This is a genomic window from Billgrantia antri, from assembly GCF_019430905.1.
In the GTDB taxonomy this organism is placed as follows: domain Bacteria; phylum Pseudomonadota; class Gammaproteobacteria; order Pseudomonadales; family Halomonadaceae; genus Halomonas; species Halomonas antri.
In genome coordinates this window covers 437,279-460,580 of record NZ_JAHYCA010000002.1, presented here as the reverse complement: position 1 = coordinate 460,580, position 23,302 = coordinate 437,279, and the positions used below count along the sequence as shown (strand labels likewise).

Genomic DNA, 23,302 nt, shown 5'->3' with positions numbered 1-23,302 from the left:
CTAGCCTCCCGGCAGGGCTCGTCTGAAGGTCGATCACGCAGTCTAGCAAGAGTGCAGGGGGCAGGGTAAGCCCGGCTCGGCCTTCGTACCCGCTACCAGCGGGAGCCCGCCGAACGGCATCACTTCCCCTCGTATGCGGGCCCCGGCGATACACTCGAGGTGCCCGGCCTCCACGGTGCCCTTAACGCATGCCCGCGATAGCAGCGTAACCTTGTCCGCTGCTTTGATCATGCCTGCCACATGCCCATCGATGCTGACCTGAAGGCCTTCGAGATACGCCGATACGCTGCCGCTCATCGTCACCATGACCGGGTGATCCTGAGCGATGACAGCCCCCTCGATGCTGCCCTTGACCACGACCAGCTCACGCGCCGTCAGGCTACCCGTCACCCGTGTCGCCATGCCGATACGGCTACCCTCGGGATCTTGCGGCAATCGGACGAAGGCCGGCGGTTCGACTCTCGCCGCCTCGGCCACCGGCTCGCTCAATGCCGAAGCCGGTAGCGGAGCCTCCCGGGTGACTCCCGCCACCAGGCGCTTTCTCTTGCGCCGCCCGCCGTCCCAGACGATCAGTGTCATGGAGACCACGCCAAGCAAGATAAGCCATGTCTGAATGCCCATGTCATTACTCCCTATCCTCGCATCCCCCTTATAGGGGCCTGGCCTCACCTGCGGTGGAGTAAAAAAGCCGCCAGATGCCGCATAGCTCTACGCTTTGATGACAAGAGAGTCGAACTAGGCTGCATGATGACTCATCGAACCTGGAGGGTTGCATGTTCCACAAGGCAAAGCATCGTCAATCGGCGACTGCGACGTCCAGCATCGTCGCAGACGATAGCGACCGGCCTCCCACGCCCCGCCAGGAGAGAGCCGCAACAAGGTCCAGCGTCTCGGTGATCGGCAGCCATACCTGCGTACGCGGAGACATCGACGCCGGTGAGGACCTGACCATCGAAGGGCACGTCGAGGGAACGATCACCTGCAAGCAGCACACCGTCACCCTGGGACAGGGCGGTCGCATCCTCGGAGACGTCTACGCGCACACCCTGCATGTCGCCGGCGAGGTCGAGGGCAACCTGGTGGCGCTGCATCGTGCCACGGTTCACAAGGGTGCCAATGTCAGGGGAACGATCGTGACCCCCTGTCTGATGCTCGAGGATGGCAGCACGTTCCACGGCGGCATCGACATGGACCCCGAGAATGCCCTGCTCAAGGAGGCATTCGGCGAGCCTGTCGCCGGCGCACAGGCGCCCTTTGCATCGTTCGAGGTCGGCGACACCGATGAGCCCCACGCCGAGCCAGAACCGGAAGGCGATACCCGGCAGGTCGAAAACTCGAGCTGATCGCGCCACTCGCGGTGCTGGAGTCGGCCTCACTCCGCCGCTTCGGCCTTGCGATAGCGCCCGGTATAGTCGAACAACTTCTCACGCACCTGCCAATGGCGTCCCACCTTGCGTCCCACCACGAAATCGGGGTGGCGCAAGCGCCGGCGCTCGGCGACGACTTCCTCCGCGCTCAACGGCAGCCAGCGCGCTCCCGGCGCCCGCAAGTGATCGCGCAGGAACACCGCCTCGAAAGCGGCGCGCTGTGCCGATGTCTCGAGGGCAAACCATTCGGCCAGCGTCGTGCCCTCCTCGTCGTGATAGGTCACCTTGAGCCGCGGCAGCCCACGGCCGTTGACGGTGGCCTCGAGCAGCATGCCGGCCACCCGCAGCACCCGGGCATCCCTGAGGCGCAGCGCCTCCTTGAGCTTGTCGTCGGCATCCACCTGCAGGGCTTGGCAGCCGTGGCAGCGCCGCGCGGCGATATCGTTCTCGGTGCCGCAGTCGCCACATACCTTGAAGCGGAAGCGAAAGTCGCACTGATACGGTTTACAGGCGCCCGATGCCGCGCCACGCTTTCTATTGGCGCCCAATGCCGCGCCATGCTCGACGCCGTCCGTTGCCACTCCAACAAGCCCCTGGCAGCGGCGACCGAAGTGTTCGATCACGAGCTCCCCTTCCTTGCGGCCCCAGAACAGATTGGCGTGACCGCAGGCAGGGCACTCGACCTGCACCGGCTCGGTGTCCGAGGCCGGCCGTGGGCTGCCCACCTCGGGCGCGTAGAGATCCCAGGGGTTGCCGGCGTAGTCGAGGATCAGGCAATCGGCCTTGCCCGGCGCGAGACGCAGGCCGCGGCCGACGATTTGCTGGTAGAGGCTCACCGACTCGGTGGGCCGCAAAATCGCGATCAGGTCGACGTGGGGCGCGTCGAAGCCGGTGGTGAGAACCGCCACGTTGACCAGATACTTGAGTTCACGCGCCTTGAAGGCATCGATGAGACGCTCACGCTCGCGCGACGGCGTCTCGCCGGTCACCAGCGCCGCCTCGGCGGACGGCAGGTAGCCAAGGATCTCCTCGGCATGGGCCACCGTGGCGGCGAACAGCATCACGCCCTGGCGCCTGGCGGCGCGCTCGACGATCTCGGCGACAATACCCGGCGTGGCGCGATTGCCCGCCGCCACCCGGTTGAGATCTTCCTCCCGGAACAGCCCACCCGTGGCCGGTGCCAGCGCCGAGAAATCATAGCGCTCGACGGCGGCATCCACGCGCCGCGGCTCGGCCAGGTAGCCCTGCTTGACCATCAGCCGTAGTGGCTGCTCGAACACGCAGTCGCGAAAGAAGCAGTCGTCGTCACCGCGCACCATGCCGTGGTGGTGACGGTGATAGATGAAGCCCTGCCCCAGGCGGTAGGGCGTGGCGGTCAGCCCCAGCACCTTGAGCCGCGGATTGGCCTGGCGCAGGCGTTCGATCACCCGACGGTAGCTGGCGTCCTTGTCCGGCGAGACCCGATGGCACTCATCGATCACCAATAAGGTGAATTGGCTGTCGTCGAAGCGCTCGATGTTGCGCACCACCGACTGCACCGAGCCGAACACCACCTGGCGTGCACTCTCCTTGCGTCCCAGGCCGGCGCTGAAGATGTCCGCCTCGAGCCCGTAGGCCAGGTACTTGGCGTGGTTCTGCTCCACCAATTCGCGCACGTGAGCCAGCACCAGGACCCGCCCGCGGGCGAGGCGCGCGAGCTCGGCGATGACCAGCGACTTGCCGCTGCCGGTCGGGAGCACCACCACTGCCGGCTCGTCGGAGTGGCGGAAGTGCATCACCACGCGGCGCACGGCCTCGTGCTGGTAAGGACGCAGCGAAGGGGCCGCAACAGCAGGCATATCGGAGGCAACGCTAGGGCTCATGGCAAGACACGGCAGGCGACAAGGCCCGTCATGTTAACCGTCATCGGACGCATCGTCAGGTCGATACGGGCCGGCGAAGCGCGGTTCTCTCCCGGCCATCCGGGCCGCCACGGCCTCCAACTGCTCCTCGCCGCCGAGCAGGCCCCGCTGCAGGCTCGCCTCCAGCGCCAGGCGCTCGCGCTCGGACATGCCGGGGGTACTAGAGAAGAGTTCACGGGCCGCGGCCACGGCCTTGGGCGAACGGGCCGCCACTTCCATGGCGATGTCTCGCGCGGCGCGCTGGGGATCGTCATCGAGCCGAGTGGCCAGGCCAAGCGACACGGCTTCGCCGCCGCTTACCTTGCGACCGGTCCAGGCCAGCTCGCGCAGCACGTCGCTGCGAATGCTCGCGCCGGTCACGCTGATCCCCATGTCGGGAATGATGCCCCAGAGGATCTCGAGTAGCGCCAGCCTTGCCCTGGGATGCGCCACACGAATGTCGGCGCCCAGGGCGATCTGCAACCCACCGCCATAGACATGCCCGTGCAGGGCGGCGATCACCGGCACGCCGACGTCACGCCAACCCAATGCCAGGCGCTGCACCGGATTGATGCCCTGCTCGTCGGGAGCCAGCAGCAAGGGCAGCCGCTCCGGGCGGGTCATGATCGCAGCCATGTCGAGTCCGGCGCAGAAGCTCTCGCCTGTTCCTGAGAGCACTACCGCACGCAGACCTTCAAGTTCACGCAGGCGTTGCTGCGCCTCGAGCAGGCCATCCATCATCGCCCAGTCGAGACCGTTGTGCTCGCGAGGCCGCGCCAGGGCAACCTCGGCGACATGGTCCTGAAACGCCAATGTCACCCGCTCATGAAAAACTTGTCTTGTCATGCTTGCTACCTCGTATCGTCCCTCAGGGCAGTCTGGCGAGGCGGCTACCATTGTCAAACATTCGTTTCATTTTGCTTCGATGGTTTTTCCCCCAATTCGTCTATAGTGAAGGTTCAGTGTCGTGTCGGACGAAGCCACCTCAGGGCAACGGGGAAGCAGCGTGGCTATCGTCATACTCGTGGATGAAATCACTGGTTCATCAGACCTAAACATCGCGAAACTTGATGAAGCTCATGCAAACCGGGGGCTTTCTGCGAGCATCATGAAACGCCGCCGCTGATGCGGGGAAGCGGCTGACGCTCGGCCTTCGAAAAGAGGACACTGCCATGCCAGAAAAACCAACAAGGATCACCAGGCTGGCCCTGGTGCTGGATGAGCTGTTGACACTCGCCGAGGCGCACGAACGCGCCGAGGTGGCACGCTATCGACGCCTTGCCTTCAGTTTCCTGCCTTTCGATACCGCCGTGAGCCGCCTGATGGCCTCGCTCGGCATCCAGTGCGAAATGCGCGTCGAGGAGTTGCACCGCCTGTCGCGTCAGTTGGGCCTGCCGGAGGCCTCCCCTCCCCAGGCATCGCCACAGGCTGCTTCCGCTCCTCCCTTCTTCGTCAGTACGCCAGCCGTGGCATTCGACGTCCTGAGCCAGGCAGTGACCGACGCGGGGTATTCGCTGCACTTCCATGAACACCTGCGCGAGGCCAGCACCGTCCCGGCGCTCTATCCCGCCCTGACGGCAGTAATCAAGCAGAAGCGGGCGGAGCATGCCGTACTGGAAGGCTTCCTCGCGTCTCGCAGTGGACTGACGCAGATGGAACAGCGCGCCTGACAGCGATGCCCTGCCCGAGCAGCGCAGCCAGCCACAGAACGGCAGGGATGTGCCCAGACAGTAACAAACGAAGAGGCGACCCGCAGGTCGCCTCTTTCCTTTAATGCCAGCCTAGAGTCAGCCGAGCCATACGCAGGCAGTACGGCACAGCCGTATCCAGGCATTGCCGCAGGTGACTCCGCGAGATGCCAGGAGAGGCATCACCCTCACCACACGCTTCGGGTGCGGCTCATCACGTCAAGCCAGCAACAAGCCCTGGAGCAGCAGGTAGCCAGGCAGCCAGGCGGTCACCAAGCCTTGTGCCAGGGCGGTACGCGCCACCAGCGGCTGCAGCTGGGGGTGATGGCAAAGCATCAGGTAGAAGCCGAACCAGAGCCCCGTCCAGGCCAGCCAGTTGAGCCCCGACCACCAGCCCCAGAGCCCCTCGGCCACTACCAGTTGCAGTAGTCCGGTAGGCAGCGCGGTGAGCGCCACGAAGAGGCAGAAGTAGCCCAGGCCATGGCCGGAGCTGCCGTTGCGGCGATTGATGGCCACCCACAGATAGGTAAAAGCAAATAGCAGGGTCATGGCCGCGGCACGCACGCTGCTCGCATCGGCACCCGGGCCGAAAGCGGCATAGGCCGCCACCGCCAGACTGACGCCTCCGGCGAAGAAATTTATCACCTGGATCTCGCGGTCCTCGATGCGTCCCAGCATCCACAGGCCGTTGAGCACCAGCACCGCGCCCACGTAGAGCAGACTCAGTCCCTCATGCACCTTTGCATTCTCCCGGCTCGGGGCGCCAACCCATGCCGGAGCCCCTCTATCAGGCGCTCTTATAGCCGCTAGCGACGACCACGACAACACATTAATGGAAATAAATTCCATCCTTTCTCGGACCACAAAAAAGCGGCCCGAAGGCCGCCTCGTCTGGATGTACAAGGAAGGCGCTTAACCCACCCATGTGCGGGCATTACGGAACAGCCGCATCCAGGCGCCGTCGCGGGTCCACTCCGCGGGACGCCAGGAGTTGGTCACCGCCCGTACTACACGCTCCGGGTGAGGCATCATGATGGTGACACGTCCGTCCGGCGTGGTCAGACCGGTAATGCCGGAAGGCGAGCCGTTGGGATTGGCCGGGTAGTGGGTGGTGACCTGGCCGTAGTTGTCGACGTAGCGCAGGGCGACCTGGGCGCTGCCCTGCATGCTGCGCAGATGGGCGCTGTCACGGAACTCGGCGCGGCCCTCACCATGCGCCACGGCGATCGGCAGCCGCGAGCCCTGCATGCCGGAGAGCAGGATCGAGGGGCTCTGCTCCACCTGGACCATAGCTACCCGCGCCTCGAACTGCTCGGACTCGTTGCGCACGAAGCGCGGCCAGTTCTCGGCCCCTGGGATCAGCTCCTTCAACTGGGCGAACATCTGGCAGCCGTTGCAAACGCCGAGGCCGAAGCTGTCCTTGCGCGCAAAGAACGCCGCGAACTGCTCCTGCGCACGCGAGTTGAACAGTACCGACTTGGCCCAGCCGCCACCGGCGCCCAGCACGTCGCCGTAGGAGAAACCGCCACAGGCGACCAATCCCTTGAACGCCTCGAGGGAAACCCGCCCTTCGAGGATATCGCTCATATGCACGTCCACCGCCTCGAAGCCGGCATGGTCGAAGGCCCAGGCCATCTCCAGGTGGCCGTTGACGCCCTGTTCGCGCAGGATGGCCACCGCCGGGCGAGCCGTGTTGACGAAGGGGGCCGCGACGTCCTCGTCGACCTCGAAGGTGGGGCTGGCCGAGAGGCCCGGGTCGCGGCCGTCGAGCAGGCCATCGAACTCGTTCTTGGCGCAGTCGGGGTTATCGCGCAGCGCCTGCATGCGATAGCTGGTCTCGGCCCAGTTGCGCTGGGCCAGCAGCCGGGTGGTCTCGAGCAGCGGTTCCTCGAACAGGGTGACGCGCACCTGGTCGTCGTAGCGCGGCCGGGCAATGACGCCGCAGGTCTCGATGCCGGCGGCGGCGAACTGCGCCAGCACCTCTTCGGTGAACTGCCGGTTGACCTGGATCACCGCACCGAGCTCCTCGGCGAACAGCGCGTCCACCGCCTGGGTGGGCTCGTCGATCAGCCAGTCGAGCTTGATCTCGAGACCGGCATGGGCGGCAAAGGCCATCTCCAGCAGGGTGACCAGCAGGCCGCCGTCGCTGCGGTCGTGATAGGCCAGCAGCTTGCCATCGGCGTTGAGTCCCTGGATCACGGCGAAGAATGCCTTGAGATCCTCGGGATCGTCGAGGTCGGGGCACTCGTTGCCGAGCTGACCGTAGACCTGGGCCAATGCCGAGCCACCCAGACGATTCTTGCCTCCGCCTAGATCGATCAGGATCAGATCGGATTCGTCCTGTTCGAGATTGATCTGCGGCGTCAGGGTTCGCATGGCATCGGTGACCGGCGCGAAGCCGGTGACCACCAAGGACAGCGGCGCGGTAATGCTCTTGTCTTCGATCTCGCCCTTGTCGTTTTCCGCCTGCCAGGCGGTGCGCATCGACATGGAGTCCTTGCCCACCGGTATGGCGATGCCGAGCTGGGGGCAGAGTTCCATGCCCACCGCGTGCACGGCATCGTACAGCGCCTGGTTCTCGCCGACATGGTCGGCGGCGCTCATCCAGTTGGCCGAAAGCTTGATGTCGCCGAGCTTCTCGATGGGCGCCGCCGCCAGGTTAGTGATGGTCTCGGCGACTGCCAGGCGGGCGCTGGCGGCCGGGTCGATCAGCGCCACCGGCGGCCGCTCGCCCATGGCCATGGCCTCGCCGGCATGGGTGTCGAAGCTCGCCGTGGTAACCGCGACGTCGGCCACCGGCACCTGCCACGGGCCAACCATCTGGTCGCGGGCTACCATGCCGGTAATCGAGCGGTCGCCGATGGTGATCAGGAAACTCTTGGAGGCCACCGTGGGCAGGCGCAGCACACGCTCCATCGCCTCGCGCAGGTCGAGGTTGTCGAGCATCACGCCGGGCAGCTCGAGCGCCTCGCGCTGGAATTCACGCTGCATCTTCGGGGGCTTGCCGAACAGCACGCTCATCGGCAGGTCGACCGGCTTCGAGTCGAAGTGGCCGTCGCGTACCTCCAGGTGATGCGCCTCGGTCGCCTCGCCGACCACCGCGTAGGGGCAGCGCTCGCGAGCGCACAGTGCATCGAAGGTGGCGAGGTCCTCCGGCGCTACCGCCAGCACGTAGCGCTCCTGGGCCTCGTTGCACCAGATCTCCAGCGGGCTCATGCCGGGCTCGGCGTTGGGCACCGCGCGCAGCTCGAAGCGGCCGCCGCGCTCGCCGTCCTTGACCAGCTCCGGCAGGGCATTGGAGAGCCCGCCGGCACCGACGTCATGGAAGAAGCGAATGGGGTTGGCTTCGCCCAGCGCCCAGCAGCGATCGATCACTTCCTGAGCGCGGCGCTCGATCTCGGGGTTCTCGCGCTGCACCGAGGCGAAGTCGAGATCGGCGCTGGAAGCACCGGAAGCCATCGACGAGGCCGCCCCACCGCCCAGGCCGATCAGCATGGCCGGACCGCCCATCACGATCAGCTTGCCCCCGACCGGGATCTCGCCCTTCTGTACGTGGCCCTCGCGGATGTTGCCGTAACCGCCGGCAATCATGATCGGCTTGTGGTAGCCGCGCCGCTCGATGCCGCCGGCCCCCAGGGTATCCTGCTCGTAGGTGCGGAAGTAACCGGCCAGGTTGGGACGGCCGAACTCATTGTTGAACGAGGCCCCGCCGATCGGCCCCTCGAGCATGATCGACAACGCCGACTGCATGCGCTCGGGCTTGCCGTAGTCGAACGCCTCCCAGGGCTGGACGAATTCGGGAATGCGCAGGTTGGATACGGTGAACCCGGTGAGGCCGGCCTTCGGCTTGCCACCGATGCCGGTGGCCCCTTCGTCGCGGATCTCGCCGCCGGCACCGGTGGCCGCGCCTGGATAGGGTGCGATCGCCGTGGGGTGGTTATGGGTCTCAACCTTCATCAGGATGTGGATCGGCTCGCGATGCGCGGCGTACACCGCGCGCTCCGCGGCCTTGCCGGTCAGCGGTGCGGCGAAGAAGCGCGGCGCCGTGGTGCCCTGGATCACCGCGGCATTGTCGCTGTAGGCCGAGAGAATGTCCGCCGGCGAGGCCTGGTAAGTGTTCTTGATCATCTTGAACAGCGAGTGGCTCTGCGCCTCGCCATCGATCACCCAGTCGGCGTTGAAGATCTTGTGCCGGCAGTGCTCGGAGTTGGCCTGGGCAAACATCATCAGTTCGACGTCAGTGGGGTTGCGCTGAAGTTCGCCAAACGCCTCGACCAGGTAGTCGATCTCATCCTCTGCCAGGGCCAGACCCAATCCCAGGTTGGCTTCCTCCAGTGCCGCCCTTCCACCACCGAGTACATCCACCTGGCCCAGCGGTGCCGGCTCGTGATGCGCGAACAGCTGCGCCGCATCGCTGGCATCGGTCAGCACGCTCTCGGTCATACGGTCGTGGAGGGTCTCGCGAATCGCCATGAAAGCGGCTTCGGACATCGGCGCTTTCAGCGCTACGCGATAGGCGATGCCGCGCTCGATCCGGCGCACGCCGCCCAGGCCACAGTTGTGGGCGATGTCGGTGGCCTTGGATGACCACGGCGACTGGGTGCCGATACGCGGCACCACCAGAAACAGCTGACCCTCGCTGTCCTTCACGCTTCGGGTGTCGCCGCTCTCGCTTCTGACGCCGTAGTCGAGCAGTTGATCGAGGAGGTTGCGCTCCTCGCCGGAAAATTCACCGTCGTGATCCACGAAATGCACGTAGGCGGCGTGCAGGGACTCGACCTCGGGAACCCGTGCGCGCAGGGCAGCCAGCAGCTTGTCGTGACGGAAAGCGGAAAGGGCAGGCGCGCCTCGAAGTTCGAGCATGTCTTGAAGCCTCTGAAGCAAGCGGAGGAAGGAGGGCCGCACGGCGGCGCGGAAAGGCGACATGATACTGGAAAGCGGGGGTGGGACGAAATGCAACGGATGACAGGCGTGTCCCGGGCCGTTATCGTGAAGCTCTCATCGTCAACCGTCGCCTGAATGCCCGAGCCCGAACGTCGTATCCTGCTGAGCCGCCTGCGCCTGGCCGCCCTGTCGCTGCTGGGCATCGTCTTGTGCCTGTTTCCCTACCGCCACTTCATGCCTGCCAAGGGCCTGTTGGAGGCGGTACGCGAGCGCGACTTCATCAGCATCCACACGCGCAACACGCCGACGACCTATTACGAGGGGCGCCACGGCCCGACCGGGTTCGAATACGAGTTGATGCGCCACTTTGCCGAGTTTCTCGGCGTCAGCCTGACTCTGGATGCGCGCCACCACATCCAGAGCGCACTGGAAGCGGTACGCCAGGAAGGCGATATGGCCGCGGCGGCCCTGCCGCTCGACCTGACCCAACCTGACCTCATCTATAGCCGCCCGATTCTCGACCTGCAACCGGTACTGGTCTATCGCCGCGGCCTGCCACCGGTCACGCAGATTGACGACCTCGCCGGCCTCAGCGTCGGCACCATTCGCGACTCGGGTACCGATCGCGTGCTGAGAGAGCTGCAGACCGAACACCCTGAGCTGGGCTGGCGCGAATCCCCGGAAGTGGAAGTGGCAGAGTTGCTGAGCCAAGTGGAAAGCGGCGCCCTGGATGCCGCCGTTGTCTTCGAACACCAGTTTCGCATCAATCGCATCTTCTTTCCCGGCGTGGAGCGCGGCTTCCCGCTGGGAAAGCCCCTGTCCCTGGCCTGGGCCTTTCCCGCCGAAGGCGGCCTGGGATTGCAGCAGGAGGCCAACCGCTTCCTGAGCGGCCTACAGCAGGAAGGAAAACTCGACGAACTGGTCGCCCGCCACTTCGGCCATGACGATTATCTGGAATACGTCGGCGCACGCACCTTCCTCGCCCATCTCGACGAACGCCTCCCCGCCTATACCGAGCTGTTCCGCGAGGCGGCACGCGATACCGGCTTCGACTGGAAGCTGCTGGCGGCAGTGGGCTATCAGGAGTCGCACTGGGATCCCGAGGCGACTTCACCTACCGGAGTGCGCGGCCTGATGATGCTGACCCTGCCCACTGCCAGCGAGATGGGCGTGAGCGACCGGCTCGATCCGGCGCAGAGCGTGAATGGCGGCGCGCGCTATCTGCGTCAGATCATGGAACGCCTGCCCGAATCGATCCAGGGCGAGGATCGCCTCTATATGGCCATGGCTGCCTACAACGTGGGGCTCGGCCATCTATACGATGCGCGCAAGATAGCCGAAGAGCGCGGTGGCGACCCAAATAGTTGGCGAGATGTTCGCGAGGCGCTGCCGCTGCTGCAGCAACACGAATGGCACAGCAAGACGCGTCATGGCTATGCCCGTGGCGGCGAACCGGTCATCTACGTGCGTAACATCCGGCGCTACCACGAGATCCTGACCTACGTCGACCGTAGTCAGCAGCAATTCCTGCAGCTCAATGAGACGTCTAACGGCGAGGGTGACGATACGCCGCTGTTCGACATCATTTCGCCCCTTCACTAGAAGAGCGTGCCCATGTACCGACATGCCGCCTTCTTCGTCACCTGCCTGGCCATGGTGCCTCTCGTTCTCGGTGTCGTACTGGTGGAGGGGGAATCTCCGCTGCATGAACAGGTCGCTCTTGCTCTGACCGGCACTCTCGTCCTGGCCATGCTGATGCTGCTGCGAGGCTGGCATGGGCCAGCGAAGACCCTGGTAGGGTTGGCCCTGTTGCCGTTGACGCTGGCTCTGGCCAGCTACGTGCTGCCGGAGTACTGGATACCCCTGTCACAGTGGGATGCCATGAGCCGCGGCCTGGCGACCGGGCTTACCCTCGAGGATTGGCGTCCGGGGCTGCTGACGACCATCGCCCTGCTCCTGCTCGCCATGCTCGTCGCGACGCGCGGCCGCGCTTCCCAAGGTGGCCCGCTGCTGCTGCTCATGACCGCGCTGCTGCTGGGCATCCAGGCGCTGCTCGACGGTATGGGCCTCGATGCGCAGCTGCCGCGCTCAGCCGCCTCCCCCTGGTCCACGTTGGCCATGGCGACACTGCTGACCGGCCTGTGCGTGGCGGCACTGCCAGGATGGCGAGCCCACGCCGCCGCTCTACGGCGCACCCTCACGCCATCGCTCCTTCTCGTTCTGGCCGCGCTGCTGCTGTGGCACCACCAGAAGGGCGTCACCACGCGTGAGCTACATGCCACGACCGAGACCGAGGCCCGGCAGCTCGGTGATCGCCTGATGCGCGAGATTTTCGACCACCTGGCCGCCGTGGAGCGCTTCGCCAACGCCTGGACCCTGACCGATACTCCGCCGAGCCAGGCCGAGTGGGACAGGTTGGCAGCGCCCTACCACCACGACTTCCGTTATCTGCTCAACATCGCCTTCGTCGATACCGACAGCCGCATTATGCGGATCTATCCGCCCAGCGACAGCAATCGCCAGGTTTTGGGGGCGCGATTGTTCGATGCCCAGCCCGCCGGGCGCGAAGCGGTCCGCCGCGCACTCGTCGAGCAGCGCATCGGACGTACGGAGGTCATCATGCTGCTGCAGGGCGTCCCTGGTATCATCCACTACCTGCCGATTCCGCTCGACGAGAGGCGCACCCTGGGCGCCGTGGCCATGGTCATCAGTCTGCCGATGCTGGCCGACACACTGTTCAGCGAAGTCGACACCCAGCACACCAGCCTGCTGCTCACCCAAGGCGAGCGGATCCTGGCCAGCCAGGTCCCCGACACACGACTCGGTCCCTGGCAGCACGAGGTGCAGCTCGACATCAGTGGCATACCGCTGCGCCTGACCATCCAGCCCAGCCACTCCCGCCTGCTTGAACAATTGCCTCGCCTTCCCATGGTCACGCTGGTCACCGGCCTGACCCTGGCCTATTTGCTCTATCTGGTGCTGCATGGGTACATCAGGCTGGCGCACCAGCACCGTCGGGTACATGCCACCAACAACGAACTGCGCCGCGAGATTCGCACTCGCAGCCAGCTACAGGAAGAAGTCGAATGGCTGGCCCGGCATGACGAACTGACCCGGCTCCCCAACCGGCGCCTGTTCATGGAAACGCTGGCAGCCAACGCCACGCGGCGCCCGCTGAGCGTGCTGATCTGTGATGTGGATCATTTCAAGCGCATCAACGACCATCAGGGCCACCTGGTCGGCGACCGATACCTGGAGCAGTTGGGTCGGATAGGGCGCGACGTGGTCGAACCTTGGGGTGGACTGTTCGCCCGCTACGGCGGAGAGGAGTTCGTCGCCTTCCTGCCTCTAGCCGACTCTGTGCGAGCACGGGAAATTGCCGAAGCCTTGCGTCAGCGCCTGCTGGATGCCGCTCTGCTTCACCATGACGGCCGGGTTCTGACGGTCAGCATCGGCGTCGTCACTCTGACACATGGCCCGCTCGACATCGCCACCCTCATGCAGGCCGCCGATGATGCCCTCTATCGCGCAAAGGCCGAAGGGCGTAATCGTGTCAAGGTCGCCCAGGCCCTAAACACCGTCGAGGGAGCCTGACGGGGCTTCGCCACTTTCGCGCCTGGCTTCGAAGAAGGTCTTGAGCAATTTTGCGGCGCGCGCGGCGAGCACGCCGCCCTCCACCGTGACGTGATGGTTATGCCAGGGCTGGGCGAACAGGTTGGCCTTCGATTCGACCATGCCGGTACGCGGTTCAGCGGCGCCATAGACCAGTCGGGCAATACGCGCATGAATGATCGCCCCGGTGCACATCAGACACGGCTCCAGGGTGACGTAAAGGCTACAGCCATCGAGGCGGTAGTTGCCCAGCCGGGCGGCGGCATCGCGCAGCGCACGAATCTCGGCATGGCCACTGGGGTCGTGGCCCGAGATGGGCGCGTTGTAGCCGGCACCGACGATCTCGCCGACGCTATCCACCACAACTGCCCCTACCGGCACCTCGCCGATGGCCAGGCCCTCGCGGGCCTGGTCCAGCGCCCGGTGCATGTAGAATTCGTCACTGCGCATCGGCGCCGACTCCGTTATGCTGTCTGAAACAACCGTATGATACCTCCCGAGGACGTCCCATGACCGATGCCCTGAACGCGCTCGTCGACCTGCTTGGCCTGGAAGAGATCGAGGAAAACCTGTTCCGTGGCCGCAGCCAGGATCTCGGCCTGCCGCAGCTGTTCGGCGGTCAGGTACTCGGCCAGGCACTCTCGGCCGCCACCCACACGGTGGACGCTTCACGCCAGGCGCATTCGCTGCACGGGTATTTCCTGCGTCCCGGCGATCCCCATCGCCCGGTAGTCTATCAGGTCGATGCCGTGCGCGACGGAGGCAGCTTCACCACCCGGCGCGTCACGGCCATCCAGAAGGGGCGTCCCATCTTCTTCTGCAGCGCCTCCTTTCACGGTCGCGAAGAGAGCATGTCCCATCAAATGGCCGCACCCGACGTCGCGACGCCCGAAGTTCTGGCCCAGGATCCACAGGCCCGCCTGGAGCGCTTTCCCGGTCACCCCATCGAGTTTCTGCATCTGGGGGACGAAGCCGAGCCTGGCCAACCCTCGCGCAAGCGGCTGTGGTTCCGCCTTACCGGAGAACTGCCCGACGACCCCGCCCTGCATCGCTACCTGCTGGCCTACAGCTCCGACTTCAATCTGCTGACCACCTCGCTGGTGCCCCATGGCATTACCTTTCGCGACCCCAAGCTGCAGATCGCCAGCCTCGATCATGCGCTGTGGTTCCATCACGACGTAAAGGTCAACGACTGGCTGCTCTACGACATGGACAGCCCCTGGGCCGGTGGAGCCCGCGGTTTCGCCCGTGGCAGCCTCTACGACCGCAGCGGTCGGCTGGTCGCCTCCACCGCCCAGGAGGGCCTGACCCGCCTGCGTGGGCCTCACTAGCTCGCCACGGCATGACTCGCCAGACGGTCCTGCGCGACGAATGTCGTAGCCACAGGAGGCAGCGTAACCCTAAAGAAAAGCGATTATCGGCCGAAGTTAGTAGCTACTGACATCCGTATCAGTACACTTTCTCTTCTCGAGGTTTCGCAATGCAAGCATCGCCTCCCAAGGCCTCATTCTCCCTTAGCCTCCAGGCTCGCCTCCTGCTCCTGGTACTGGTCCCCTTGCTGCTCACGACCATCGGTCTGGTCGCTCTGGATGCCTACAGTCGTATCCAGGACAGCCACGCCGCTCTCATTCGTGAGCGCCAACTGCTCATCGAGACCCGCAAGACCGGTGTCCGCGACGTGGTCGAAAGCGCCCACACTGCCATCGAGCCCGTGCTCCAGGCACCGGGGCTCAGCGATGCCGAGCGTCGTGAGCGCGCTGCCGAGATCCTGCGCGCCATCAAGTTCGAAGGCAGTAACTATGTCTTCGCCTATCAGTACGACGGGCTCAATGTGGTGACCGCACCGATGCCCGAGCGCGAAGGCACCAACATGTGGGACCTGCAGGCACCGGACGGCTCCTACATCCTCCGCGACCTGATCGGCGCAGCGCAGCGGGGAGGCGATTTCTACGAGTACCCATGGGAGCATCCGGGCACAGGGAGCGTCGAGCCCAAGTACTCCTATGCGGCCAACGTGCCTGAGCTGGGCTGGATGATCGGCGCCGGTGTCTATGCCACCGAGATCGATGCCGCCATGGCCGAGACCGAAGCACATACAGCCGCCTCGCTGCGCCGCGCCATTCTGTTCTCGTCATTGCTGGGACTGGGACTGTTCGTCGGCGTGGCGGTCGTGTCGGTATGGCTGGTACGCCGCACCGTTGCGCCGATCCGTCGTACCGCCGAGGCCATGCGCGACATCGCCAAGGGGCAAGGCGACCTCACCCGGCGCCTGAAGGTGGAGAGTCGCGACGAGATCGGCGAACTGGCGAGTCAGTTCAATGCCTTTGTCTCGCGTATGCAGGAGACTCTGCGCGACGTGCGTCGCAGCACCGCGAGCGTCAACCAGGCCGCCGAAGAGATCGCCCAGGGCAGCGACGAACTGGCCACCCGCACCGAGCAGGCCGCCGCCAACCTGCAGGAGACCTCAGCGTCGATGGAGGAGATCACCGCGACGGTGAATCACAGCACCGAATCGGCCGAGCAGGCCAACCAGTTGGTGGTGGCAACCTCTCAGGTCGCTCGCGACGGGGAGAGCGCCATGCAGCGGGTCGAGCGCACCATGGCCGATATCGACGCTTCATCGAGCCGTATCGCCGAAATCGTCGGTCTGATCGACGGCATCGCTTTCCAAACCAACATCCTGGCGCTCAACGCCTCGGTGGAGGCGGCCCGCGCCGGTGAACATGGTCGCGGCTTCGCCGTGGTGGCCCAGGAAGTCCGCACCCTGGCCAGCCGCTCCGGAGAGGCCGCCAAAGAGATTCGTGAGCTGATCAATACCTCCGTCGCTCATGCCCGCGACGGCAGCGAGATCGTCCAGCGTGCTGGCGCCACCATGCAGGAAATCGTCACCAGCGTGGCACGGGTCAGCGATGTGATCGCCGAGATCAGCGCCGGGGCACGGGAGCAGAATGCCGGCATTGGCCAGATCAATACCGCAGTGGCCGAAATGGACACCATGACCCAGCAGAACGCCGCCATGGTGCAGCAGACTTCCACTGCCGCCACCGAAATGCGCCGTCACGCCCAACACCTCGGCGAGCTGATCGGGACCTTCGTCCTCGGCGAGGACGAGCCCTCCCAGCCGCAGCAGCGCACCACCAGCCTTCAGCGTCCCGCCGCGCTGCCGCGCCCGGTCGCTGATCCCAAGCCACGCCGGGCGCACGCAACCGAAGAGGAGTGAGAAACCTTCTGAAGCCAGAGGCGCCCCGCCCGACACCGTCGTGCGGGGCGCAGCGCTCAGGTGCGAATACCGGGCACGTCCTCCTGCAGCTTCGGCATGGGCTGTCGTGGAGGCACGTCGATGGGGACCTCGATCTCCCCTACCTCCCCTGCCTGCCAGAAGCGCAACCGGGCATCCTCGTCCACTGCAATATCGCGCACCAACTCGAGATAGCGCAGCGGCGTCTCGGGTACCTCTTCATTCACCTCGAGCAGCAGCGCACCGGGCCGCAGGCCGGCCTCGGCGGCCGGGCCGTGCACGTCGCTGACCAGCACGCCGGAGCGATCGGGCAGGCCCAGCGCCTCGCGAAGATCCTCGGTCGCCGGCACAACGGAAATTCCCAGCGCCACGACCACCTGGTCCTCCACCCCCTCGTAGTCGATCCTTCGGGCCGCCTTGAGTACCTGCGGCGCCACGTGGATGCTCGCGCCCACATGGAGCGCCAAGGCGATGGCATCGCTGGGCCGACTGTCGATGAGACGCAACGCTTCGCTCCCCGGCAGACGCAGCGCCAACATGCCATAAAAGGTGCCGTCGATGATGGCATCGACATACACCCGCTCCAGAGTAGCGTCGAACTCACCGAGTACGTCACCCAGCAGGTCATGCGTCATGGGCCGGGGCGGGCGCTCGCCAGCCAAGCCGCGCAAGATGGCGCCCGCTTCGCTGACACCGATGAAAATCGGGATCACTTCGCGCGCGCCCGGCTCGCGCAGCAACACCACCGGTGGCCCACCCAAGCCGGCCCAGCCCACCGTGGCGACTTCCACTTCGACCATGTCAGCGATATCGGCGGCCAGCTCGCGCGCGCCCACGCCCATCGAGCCCGCCGACAGCAACGCACCGCATAGCAGTGACATCAGACAATGCCAGCGCAACGGCAGTGACATGAGCCTCTCCAGGTTCAAGCGTGGTTTCTTCAGCATGGCACCCGTGACGCACGCCTGCCATGTCACGCTCCGCCATGGCTACCGCCACAGACCGAGCCCGGCCCTCTTCGGCTTGAAAGCGGCTGCATGGCGCTTCATTCTTAAGTCTCGTTTCCATGGAAGGACAGGCAATGGACGACGTCGCCAGCGACTTCCTGGCCAACAATGCCCTGTTCGTCGAGCTTGCCGTGGCGCTGCTGCTAGGAGCGCTGATCGGCATCGAACGTGGCTGGGTGGCCCGCGAGCGGGAGTGGGGCGAACGCGTGGCCGGGGTGCGCACCCATGCCCTGGTGGGACTGTTCGGTGGCGTGGCGGCCCTGCTGTCGGAAACGCTCACACCGTGGGCGTTCCCGCTGATCTTCTTGGCCGTGGCAATCATCGCCCTGGTCGGCTATCGGGCGCGCATGGAACAGAGCCGTGATTACAGCATTACCGGGCTGGTCGGGCTGCTGCTGACTTTCTGCTTCGGCGCCCTGGCGGTGGCGGTAGGCATGGCCCTGGCCACGACCTGCGCAGTGGTCACGGCGCTGATTCTCGACAACAAGCGCGAAATCCACGGCCTGCTCAACAAATTGCAGGCCAACGAACTCGACGCCGGTCTCAAGCTGCTGTTGATCAGCGTGGTAATGCTGCCACTGCTGCCCAACGAGGAAATGGGCCCCGGCGGCGTGCTCAATCCCCGGGAGATCTGGTGGCTGGTGGTATTGATCGCCTCGATCTCGTTCGTCGGCTACTTCGCCGTCCGCCTTGGCGGCACCGAGAAGGGCATCATTTTCACCGGACTGTTCGCCGGGCTGAGTTCCTCCACCGCCCTGACCCTGCAGTATGCCCGTCAGTCACGGCGTGAGCCCCAGTTCGCCCCGATGCTTGCCGCCGGCATCCTGCTGGCCTGCGGCACCATGCTGCCGCGCCTGCTGCTCTATGCCGCGCTCGTCGGCCCTGCCTTGTTGCCTCAGCTGCTGGCACCGGTGATTGCCATGGGCGCCACCCTCTACCTGCCGGCACTGTGGCTATGGCACCGGCATCGCCGCCATCTCAAGGCCGACCGGCCGATGACCCAGAACCCACTGGAGCTGCGTGCCGCCCTGCTGCTCGGCGCCCTGCTGGCGCTGGTCATGGTGCTGGGCGAATGGCTACGGGATTGGCTCGGCAATGCCGGCCTCTACCTGCTGGCAGGCGTCTCGGGGATTGCCGACGTGCATGCTATCGCGCTGTCGCTGAGCCGCATGGCGATGAGTTCCATCGAAGTCACCGTTGCCGTGCAGGGCATTGTACTGGCCGCCGCGGTAAACAACCTGTTCAAGGTCGTACTGACCGCAAGCGCGGGTAACCCACGCCTGACCCGAAGCATCACAGGCCCCGTGGCAGCCTCGGCGGTGGCCGGGCCGAGCGTGGCCTGGCTGATGTGATCAGGGCAGTCTGAGCGCCTCACGGAAGCCGCCCCAGAACATGCGCTTGCCGTCGAACGGATGGTTGGCCGGATCCATCATGGCCGCCAGGCGCGGATCCTCCATTACCTTGGCGTTGATGCGATCGCGTTCCTCACGCGAAGCGTAGCGAATCCAGGCAAAGATCACCGTCTCCCCCGGCTCCAGCTTGACGCTCTGGGGGAAGGAGGTGTGCTCCCCCGGCTTGACGTCATCGGCAACGCATTCGACGTACTCCAGCGCGCCGTGATCGCGCCAGACCTCGCCGGCCTGCCGGGCCATCTCCAGGTAAGCATCGAGATTGCCTTCAGGCACCGGCAGCACGAATCCATCGACATAGCTCATGGTCTTGTCTCCTGTGAGGGTGGCTGAGCCGAACGGCTCATGCTCCCTTCGAATCGGCAGCGGCAAAATCGACAGCGTGCCGCCATGCCGTCACTTCCTCCAGACGACGCTCGAGGAAACGTCGCTCGGCGCCGTGCGTCACCAGCTCGAGCGCCTGTCGGTAATGTTCGGCTGCGTCAGCGTGGCGCCCCAATCGGCGCAGCAGGTCGGCACGCGTCGCCGGCAGCAGGTGGTAGCCAGGAAGATGCACGTGCTCAAGCAGCTCGAGCCCCACTTCCAAGCCATCGGCCATGGCCACCGCCACGGCCCGGTTGAGCGCCACCACCGGCGTGGGCTGGATGGCATGGAGCAGGCTGTAGAGCGCGGCGATGCGCCGCCAGTCGGTTGCGTCCGGCGCCGGCGCCCGGGCATGCAGCGCGGCGATGCCGGCCTGCACCGCGTAGCCGCCGGGCATACCGCCACGCAGCGCGATCTCGACGTGGGCACTGCCCTCCTCGATCTCCTCGGCATGCCACCGCGTACGATCCTGCTCCTCCAGCAGCACGATATCGCCGGCTTCGTCGGTACGCGTGTCACGCCGGGCATGGTGCAGCAGCATCAGCGCCAGCAGGCCGCGTGCCTCGCGCTCGGCCGGCAACAGTCGTACCAGCATGCGCCCCAGACGAATCGCCTCGGCGCAAAGGTCGCCGCGCACCCAGTCGTCGCCGAAGCTGGCCGCGTAACCCTCGTTGAAGATCAGGTAGATCACCGCCAACACCGCTTCCAGGCGCTCGCCCAGGGCAGCGTCGTCGGGCACCTCGAAGGGAATGCCGGCATCGCGAATCTTGGCCTTGGCCCGTACCAGGCGCTGGGCCAGCGTCGGCACCGGCACCATGAAGGCACGGGCGATCTCCTCGGTGCGCAGCCCGCCCAAGGTATGCAGCGTCAGCGCCACCTGAGCCGGCCGGGCCAGGGCCGGATGGCAGCAGGCAAAGATCAGGCGCAGGCTGTCGAGAGGCTCAGCCTCGAGGTCATTGTCATGCAGCAGCTCCAGGTGCTGGCGCAGCTCGTCGCCCTTGCGCTCGCGCATCTGCTGGTGGCGCAGCTGGTCGACTACCTTGTGACGCGCGGTAGCGATCAGCCACGAGGTCGGGTTCGGCGGCCAGCCCTGCGTCGGCCACTGCAACATTGCCGCCTCGAAGGCCGCCTGCACGGCATCCTCGGCCAGCTCGAAATGGCCGAAGCGGCGAATCAGGCTGGCCAGCACGCGGCCATATTCATGGCGATAGAGTTCGTCCAGGGTCACGCAAATCCCTCAGAGTCGATAGGCAGGGTCCACCGGCCGCACCTCGACCGAGCCGCCGACCCGCAGCGGCGGGATGCGCCGGGCCAGCCCCAGGGCCTCATCCAGGTCGCGACACTCCACTACGTGGAAGCCGCCCAGTTGCTCGCGACTCTCGGCGAAGGGGCCGTCGAGCATCACCGTCTTGCCATTCTGCTCGCGAAGCGTGGTGGCGGACGCCACCGATTGCAGCCGCGCCCCGCCCCGATAGTGGCCACTGGTGACCATGTCCTGGATCAGAGAATTGTAGTCATTCATGACCGCATCTCGCTCGGCATCCGGCAGGCCGTTCCACAGCGCCTCGTCGATACAGCACATCAGCATGTATTGCATGTTGGTCTCTCCTGGGTGGTTCATAAGACTAGCGCATCCGCCGTCATTCATGAGTCGTACGACCTCCCTCTGAATCGACATTTCCTTTTAGATCAACCCAGCCGCCACCAACTCGTCGGCGACTGCCTGGAACGTATCCTGATGAATCGGCCCTCCGTTATCCACCCGCTTGGCGATTCGGGCCGCCAGCTCTGGCCGGTTGGCCACGGCAACCCCTCGCGCGACGGCCGCTTCGAACAGCGCGGCGGACTGCTCGGGAGAGGCCTTGCACACCACCACCGGTACGGGAGTCTCGCCCTTGACGTAGCGTAGCCCCACCAGCCAGTCGCCGGCGGCGCCCAGCATGAACGAGGCGTGCTCCACGCCGGTTCTTGCGGTGTGGGCGTACATGTCGCGCCGCTCGCGTTGACGGGCCCGGCGGATCTCGGGGTCTCCCTCCAAGTCCTTGCGTTCGCGCTTGTGCTCGGTTCGGGTCATGCGCTGGTCGCGCCGGAACAGCCAGCGCTGCATCAGCACGTCGATCGTCCCGACTACGAGAAACGCGACCAGGGCGGTAACGATAAGAGGCTCGAGCATTGCCATGAAGATACCGTCAAGGCAATCGAAGCCGCAGCGCGGCGAGCCCATCAGGGTTTGCAGCCCCAATCGAAAGACGATCACGAACGCCGTGCCCAGCGCGACCATCTTGATCAGCGACTTGATGAATTCGATCACGCCGCGGGCCGAGAAGATTCGCTTGAAGCCCTCGGCGGGGTTGATGCGCTCGAATCTCGGCTTGACCGGGTCCACCGAGAATACCGGGCCGCGCATGATCAGGATGTTGGTCAGTACGGCGGCCACGACAGAGATGATGATGATCGGCAGTGCCGAGCGCACCACGATTTCCGCCCCCAGCGCCAGCAGGCGTGGCCACAGGGTGTCGAACGGCTCGTGATAGAGGCGTGTGGTGGTGCTGATGAGGTGACGCACCCGGCGTTCGATTCCGCCGACGGCCATGACGAGGTAGAGCGTGCAGCCCAGCATCACCATGGCGGTGACCATGTCCGAACTCTTGCTGACCTGCCCTTTCTTGCGCGCGTCGCGCAGCTTCTTTTCGGAGGGCGGCAGCGATCTCTCTTCGCTGGGTTTCTCGCTCATGCGTGCCCCTGCTCCCCCGGCGGCCAGGCGATACTGCCAAGCAGCATCTCGAGGCGCCGATAGCCGTCGCCCAGCGTGCCGAGTTCCTCCATCAGCAGTGGTATCAGAAAGACGATGTAGAGCAGCATCAGAAAGGTGAAGAGCAGGTTCTTGATCGCCAGCGACAGCGAGAACACGTTCAGGCTGGGCGCCATGCGTGCCAGATAGGCAAGCATCAGGTCAGCGACCAGCAGGGCGATCACCAGCGGCGCGACCATCATCACCCCCACCCGCATCACCTGGTCCAGCATATCCAGCATTGTCAGGGCAGTGCGGGACTCCAGCACCGGCACGAAGCGCTCCACCGGCCACAGCGCGTAGCTCGCATAGAACCCCTCGAGCATGATCATGAAGCCACCCGAGACGAAGAACAGCGCCACCAGGGTCACCACCAACAGCGTGCTGGTGACGCCCGACTCGGTGCTGCCCATCGGATCGAGCAGTTGCCCCATGGTCGAGGCACGCTGCAGGTCGACCACTTCTCCCGCCACCTCCGCCGCCCAGAACGGTATGCCGAACACCACGCCGATGACGGCGCCAATCATCAGCTCCTTGATCAGCAGGGCGGCAAGACCGAAGGCCGACAGCGGCCCCAGCAAGGGTAGTGCGGAGAAGATGAACGGTATTGCCGGCAAGGCGATGGTCACGGCGACGGCGGAGCGGATCATCCCGGTCAGGCCGAGCCGATTGAAGGCCGGTGTGATCAGGATCACCCCCAGCGCCCGAGTCATGCCGACGGAAGCGGCCACGAGTATGGGATATACCATCTCGGTAAGGAAGGGAAAGAATTCCTCGAATGCCATGGGACCTCAGCGCGACCAGGCGGCAAAGTTGTCCAGCACCTGATCGGTCAGGTTGACGAGCTGCCCTACCAGCAGCGGCCCGCCCACGATCAGCACCAGCATGATCACGATGACCTTGACCGCCTGGGGCAGCGATTGGTCCTGGATTTGCGTCAGCGCCTGGAGCAGGCCGATGCCGAAGCCGATCACGATCGCCGCCAGCAGCGCAGGGGCCGACAGCAGCAGCACGGTCCACAGGGCATTGTTCATCAGCGTGAGGAAGATCTCGCCGGACACGG

The 23,302-nt window shown here is 65.4% G+C and carries 20 protein-coding genes; 7 read left to right on the top strand and 13 right to left on the bottom strand.

Features of this window, described 5'->3' with window-relative positions; translation table 11 throughout:
* Positions 1-42 precede the first annotated feature (42 nt).
* On the bottom strand, positions 43-621 hold the full coding sequence (locus KPL81_RS06550) for a polymer-forming cytoskeletal protein (RefSeq protein WP_219791161.1): 579 nt from the start codon (positions 619-621) through the stop codon (positions 43-45).
* Positions 622-773: 152 nt separating this feature from the next.
* Here KPL81_RS06550 and KPL81_RS06545 point away from each other — a divergent pair, with 152 nt between their 5' ends.
* Positions 774-1,343 (top strand): bactofilin family protein, encoded by a 570-nt coding sequence (locus tag KPL81_RS06545; RefSeq protein ID WP_219791160.1) that lies wholly within the window; start codon positions 774-776, stop codon positions 1,341-1,343.
* Between the two features lie 29 nt (positions 1,344-1,372).
* Here KPL81_RS06545 and radD read toward each other — a convergent pair whose 3' ends face one another.
* Positions 1,373-3,229: a DNA repair helicase RadD gene (gene radD / locus KPL81_RS06540; protein WP_479688646.1), complete on the bottom strand. Its 1,857-nt coding sequence runs from the start codon at positions 3,227-3,229 to the stop codon at positions 1,373-1,375.
* Between the two features lie 33 nt (positions 3,230-3,262).
* A complete protein-coding gene (locus KPL81_RS06535; protein ID WP_219791159.1) occupies positions 3,263-4,093 on the bottom strand; it encodes a crotonase/enoyl-CoA hydratase family protein in 831 nt (276 codons plus the stop codon).
* A 326-nt stretch (positions 4,094-4,419) separates the two neighbouring features.
* Between KPL81_RS06535 and KPL81_RS06530 the strand changes: the two genes are divergently transcribed.
* Positions 4,420-4,917 (top strand): hypothetical protein, encoded by a 498-nt coding sequence (locus KPL81_RS06530; RefSeq protein ID WP_209476485.1) that lies wholly within the window; start codon positions 4,420-4,422, stop codon positions 4,915-4,917.
* A gap of 237 nt (positions 4,918-5,154) precedes the next feature.
* Here KPL81_RS06530 and KPL81_RS06525 read toward each other — a convergent pair whose 3' ends face one another.
* Positions 5,155-5,673, bottom strand: coding sequence for an AmiS/UreI family transporter (locus tag KPL81_RS06525; protein WP_209476484.1), 519 nt, complete (start codon positions 5,671-5,673; stop codon positions 5,155-5,157).
* A 174-nt stretch (positions 5,674-5,847) separates the two neighbouring features.
* Entirely contained in the window at positions 5,848-9,798 is a 3,951-nt protein-coding gene (gene purL, locus KPL81_RS06520; protein ID WP_219791158.1) for a phosphoribosylformylglycinamidine synthase, read from the bottom strand.
* 156 nt (positions 9,799-9,954) lie between these two features.
* Here purL and mltF point away from each other — a divergent pair, with 156 nt between their 5' ends.
* Both mltF and KPL81_RS06510 read left to right on the top strand, forming a co-directional pair.
* Positions 9,955-11,421 carry a membrane-bound lytic murein transglycosylase MltF gene (mltF, locus tag KPL81_RS06515; protein WP_219791157.1) on the top strand — a complete coding sequence of 489 codons (1,467 nt, stop codon included), beginning with the start codon at positions 9,955-9,957 and terminating at the stop codon, positions 11,419-11,421.
* A gap of 12 nt (positions 11,422-11,433) precedes the next feature.
* Positions 11,434-13,413 carry a sensor domain-containing diguanylate cyclase gene (locus tag KPL81_RS06510; protein WP_219791156.1) on the top strand — a complete coding sequence of 660 codons (1,980 nt, stop codon included), beginning with the start codon at positions 11,434-11,436 and terminating at the stop codon, positions 13,411-13,413.
* On the opposite strand, the gene tadA is transcribed toward KPL81_RS06510, so the two are convergent.
* Positions 13,390-13,881: a tRNA adenosine(34) deaminase TadA gene (gene tadA / locus KPL81_RS06505; RefSeq protein WP_209476480.1), complete on the bottom strand. Its 492-nt coding sequence runs from the start codon at positions 13,879-13,881 to the stop codon at positions 13,390-13,392. The genes KPL81_RS06510 and tadA overlap by 24 nt on opposite strands.
* Before the next feature lie 59 nt (positions 13,882-13,940).
* Here tadA and KPL81_RS06500 point away from each other — a divergent pair, with 59 nt between their 5' ends.
* Complete coding sequence (locus KPL81_RS06500) at positions 13,941-14,762, top strand: acyl-CoA thioesterase (RefSeq protein WP_209476479.1); 822 nt, start codon at positions 13,941-13,943, stop codon at positions 14,760-14,762.
* A 149-nt stretch (positions 14,763-14,911) separates the two neighbouring features.
* The gene (locus KPL81_RS06495; RefSeq protein WP_219791155.1) at positions 14,912-16,651 is read left to right on the top strand and encodes a methyl-accepting chemotaxis protein; all 1,740 of its coding nucleotides are present in this window, start codon (positions 14,912-14,914) and stop codon (positions 16,649-16,651) included.
* 56 nt (positions 16,652-16,707) lie between these two features.
* On the opposite strand, the gene KPL81_RS06490 is transcribed toward KPL81_RS06495, so the two are convergent.
* Positions 16,708-17,580 (bottom strand): bifunctional nuclease domain-containing protein, encoded by an 873-nt coding sequence (locus tag KPL81_RS06490; protein ID WP_240549082.1) that lies wholly within the window; start codon positions 17,578-17,580, stop codon positions 16,708-16,710.
* A gap of 170 nt (positions 17,581-17,750) precedes the next feature.
* On the opposite strand from KPL81_RS06490, the gene KPL81_RS06485 reads away from it, so the two are divergent.
* Positions 17,751-19,028 carry an MgtC/SapB family protein gene (locus KPL81_RS06485; protein ID WP_219791154.1) on the top strand — a complete coding sequence of 426 codons (1,278 nt, stop codon included), beginning with the start codon at positions 17,751-17,753 and terminating at the stop codon, positions 19,026-19,028.
* Here the strand turns inward: KPL81_RS06485 and KPL81_RS06480 are convergent, their stop codons facing one another.
* The 6 genes from KPL81_RS06480 to KPL81_RS06455 form a co-directional block, all read right to left on the bottom strand.
* A complete protein-coding gene (locus KPL81_RS06480) occupies positions 19,029-19,391 on the bottom strand; it encodes a DUF1428 domain-containing protein (protein ID WP_219791153.1) in 363 nt (120 codons plus the stop codon). It abuts the gene before it with no gap.
* Between the two features lie 37 nt (positions 19,392-19,428).
* Positions 19,429-20,676 (bottom strand): RNA polymerase sigma factor, encoded by a 1,248-nt coding sequence (locus tag KPL81_RS06475; RefSeq protein WP_338035596.1) that lies wholly within the window; start codon positions 20,674-20,676, stop codon positions 19,429-19,431.
* A gap of 9 nt (positions 20,677-20,685) precedes the next feature.
* The gene (locus KPL81_RS06470) at positions 20,686-21,045 is read right to left on the bottom strand and encodes a YciI family protein (RefSeq protein ID WP_219791152.1); all 360 of its coding nucleotides are present in this window, start codon (positions 21,043-21,045) and stop codon (positions 20,686-20,688) included.
* A gap of 87 nt (positions 21,046-21,132) precedes the next feature.
* On the bottom strand, positions 21,133-22,182 hold the full coding sequence (locus tag KPL81_RS06465) for an EscU/YscU/HrcU family type III secretion system export apparatus switch protein (RefSeq protein WP_219791151.1): 1,050 nt from the start codon (positions 22,180-22,182) through the stop codon (positions 21,133-21,135).
* Positions 22,179-23,024: a type III secretion system export apparatus subunit SctT gene (gene sctT / locus KPL81_RS06460; RefSeq protein ID WP_219791150.1), complete on the bottom strand. Its 846-nt coding sequence runs from the start codon at positions 23,022-23,024 to the stop codon at positions 22,179-22,181. The genes KPL81_RS06465 and sctT overlap by 4 nt, the downstream gene beginning before the upstream one ends.
* A gap of 6 nt (positions 23,025-23,030) precedes the next feature.
* Positions 23,031-23,300: an EscS/YscS/HrcS family type III secretion system export apparatus protein gene (locus KPL81_RS06455; RefSeq protein WP_167111613.1), complete on the bottom strand. Its 270-nt coding sequence runs from the start codon at positions 23,298-23,300 to the stop codon at positions 23,031-23,033.
* Positions 23,301-23,302: the final 2 nt, after the last annotated feature.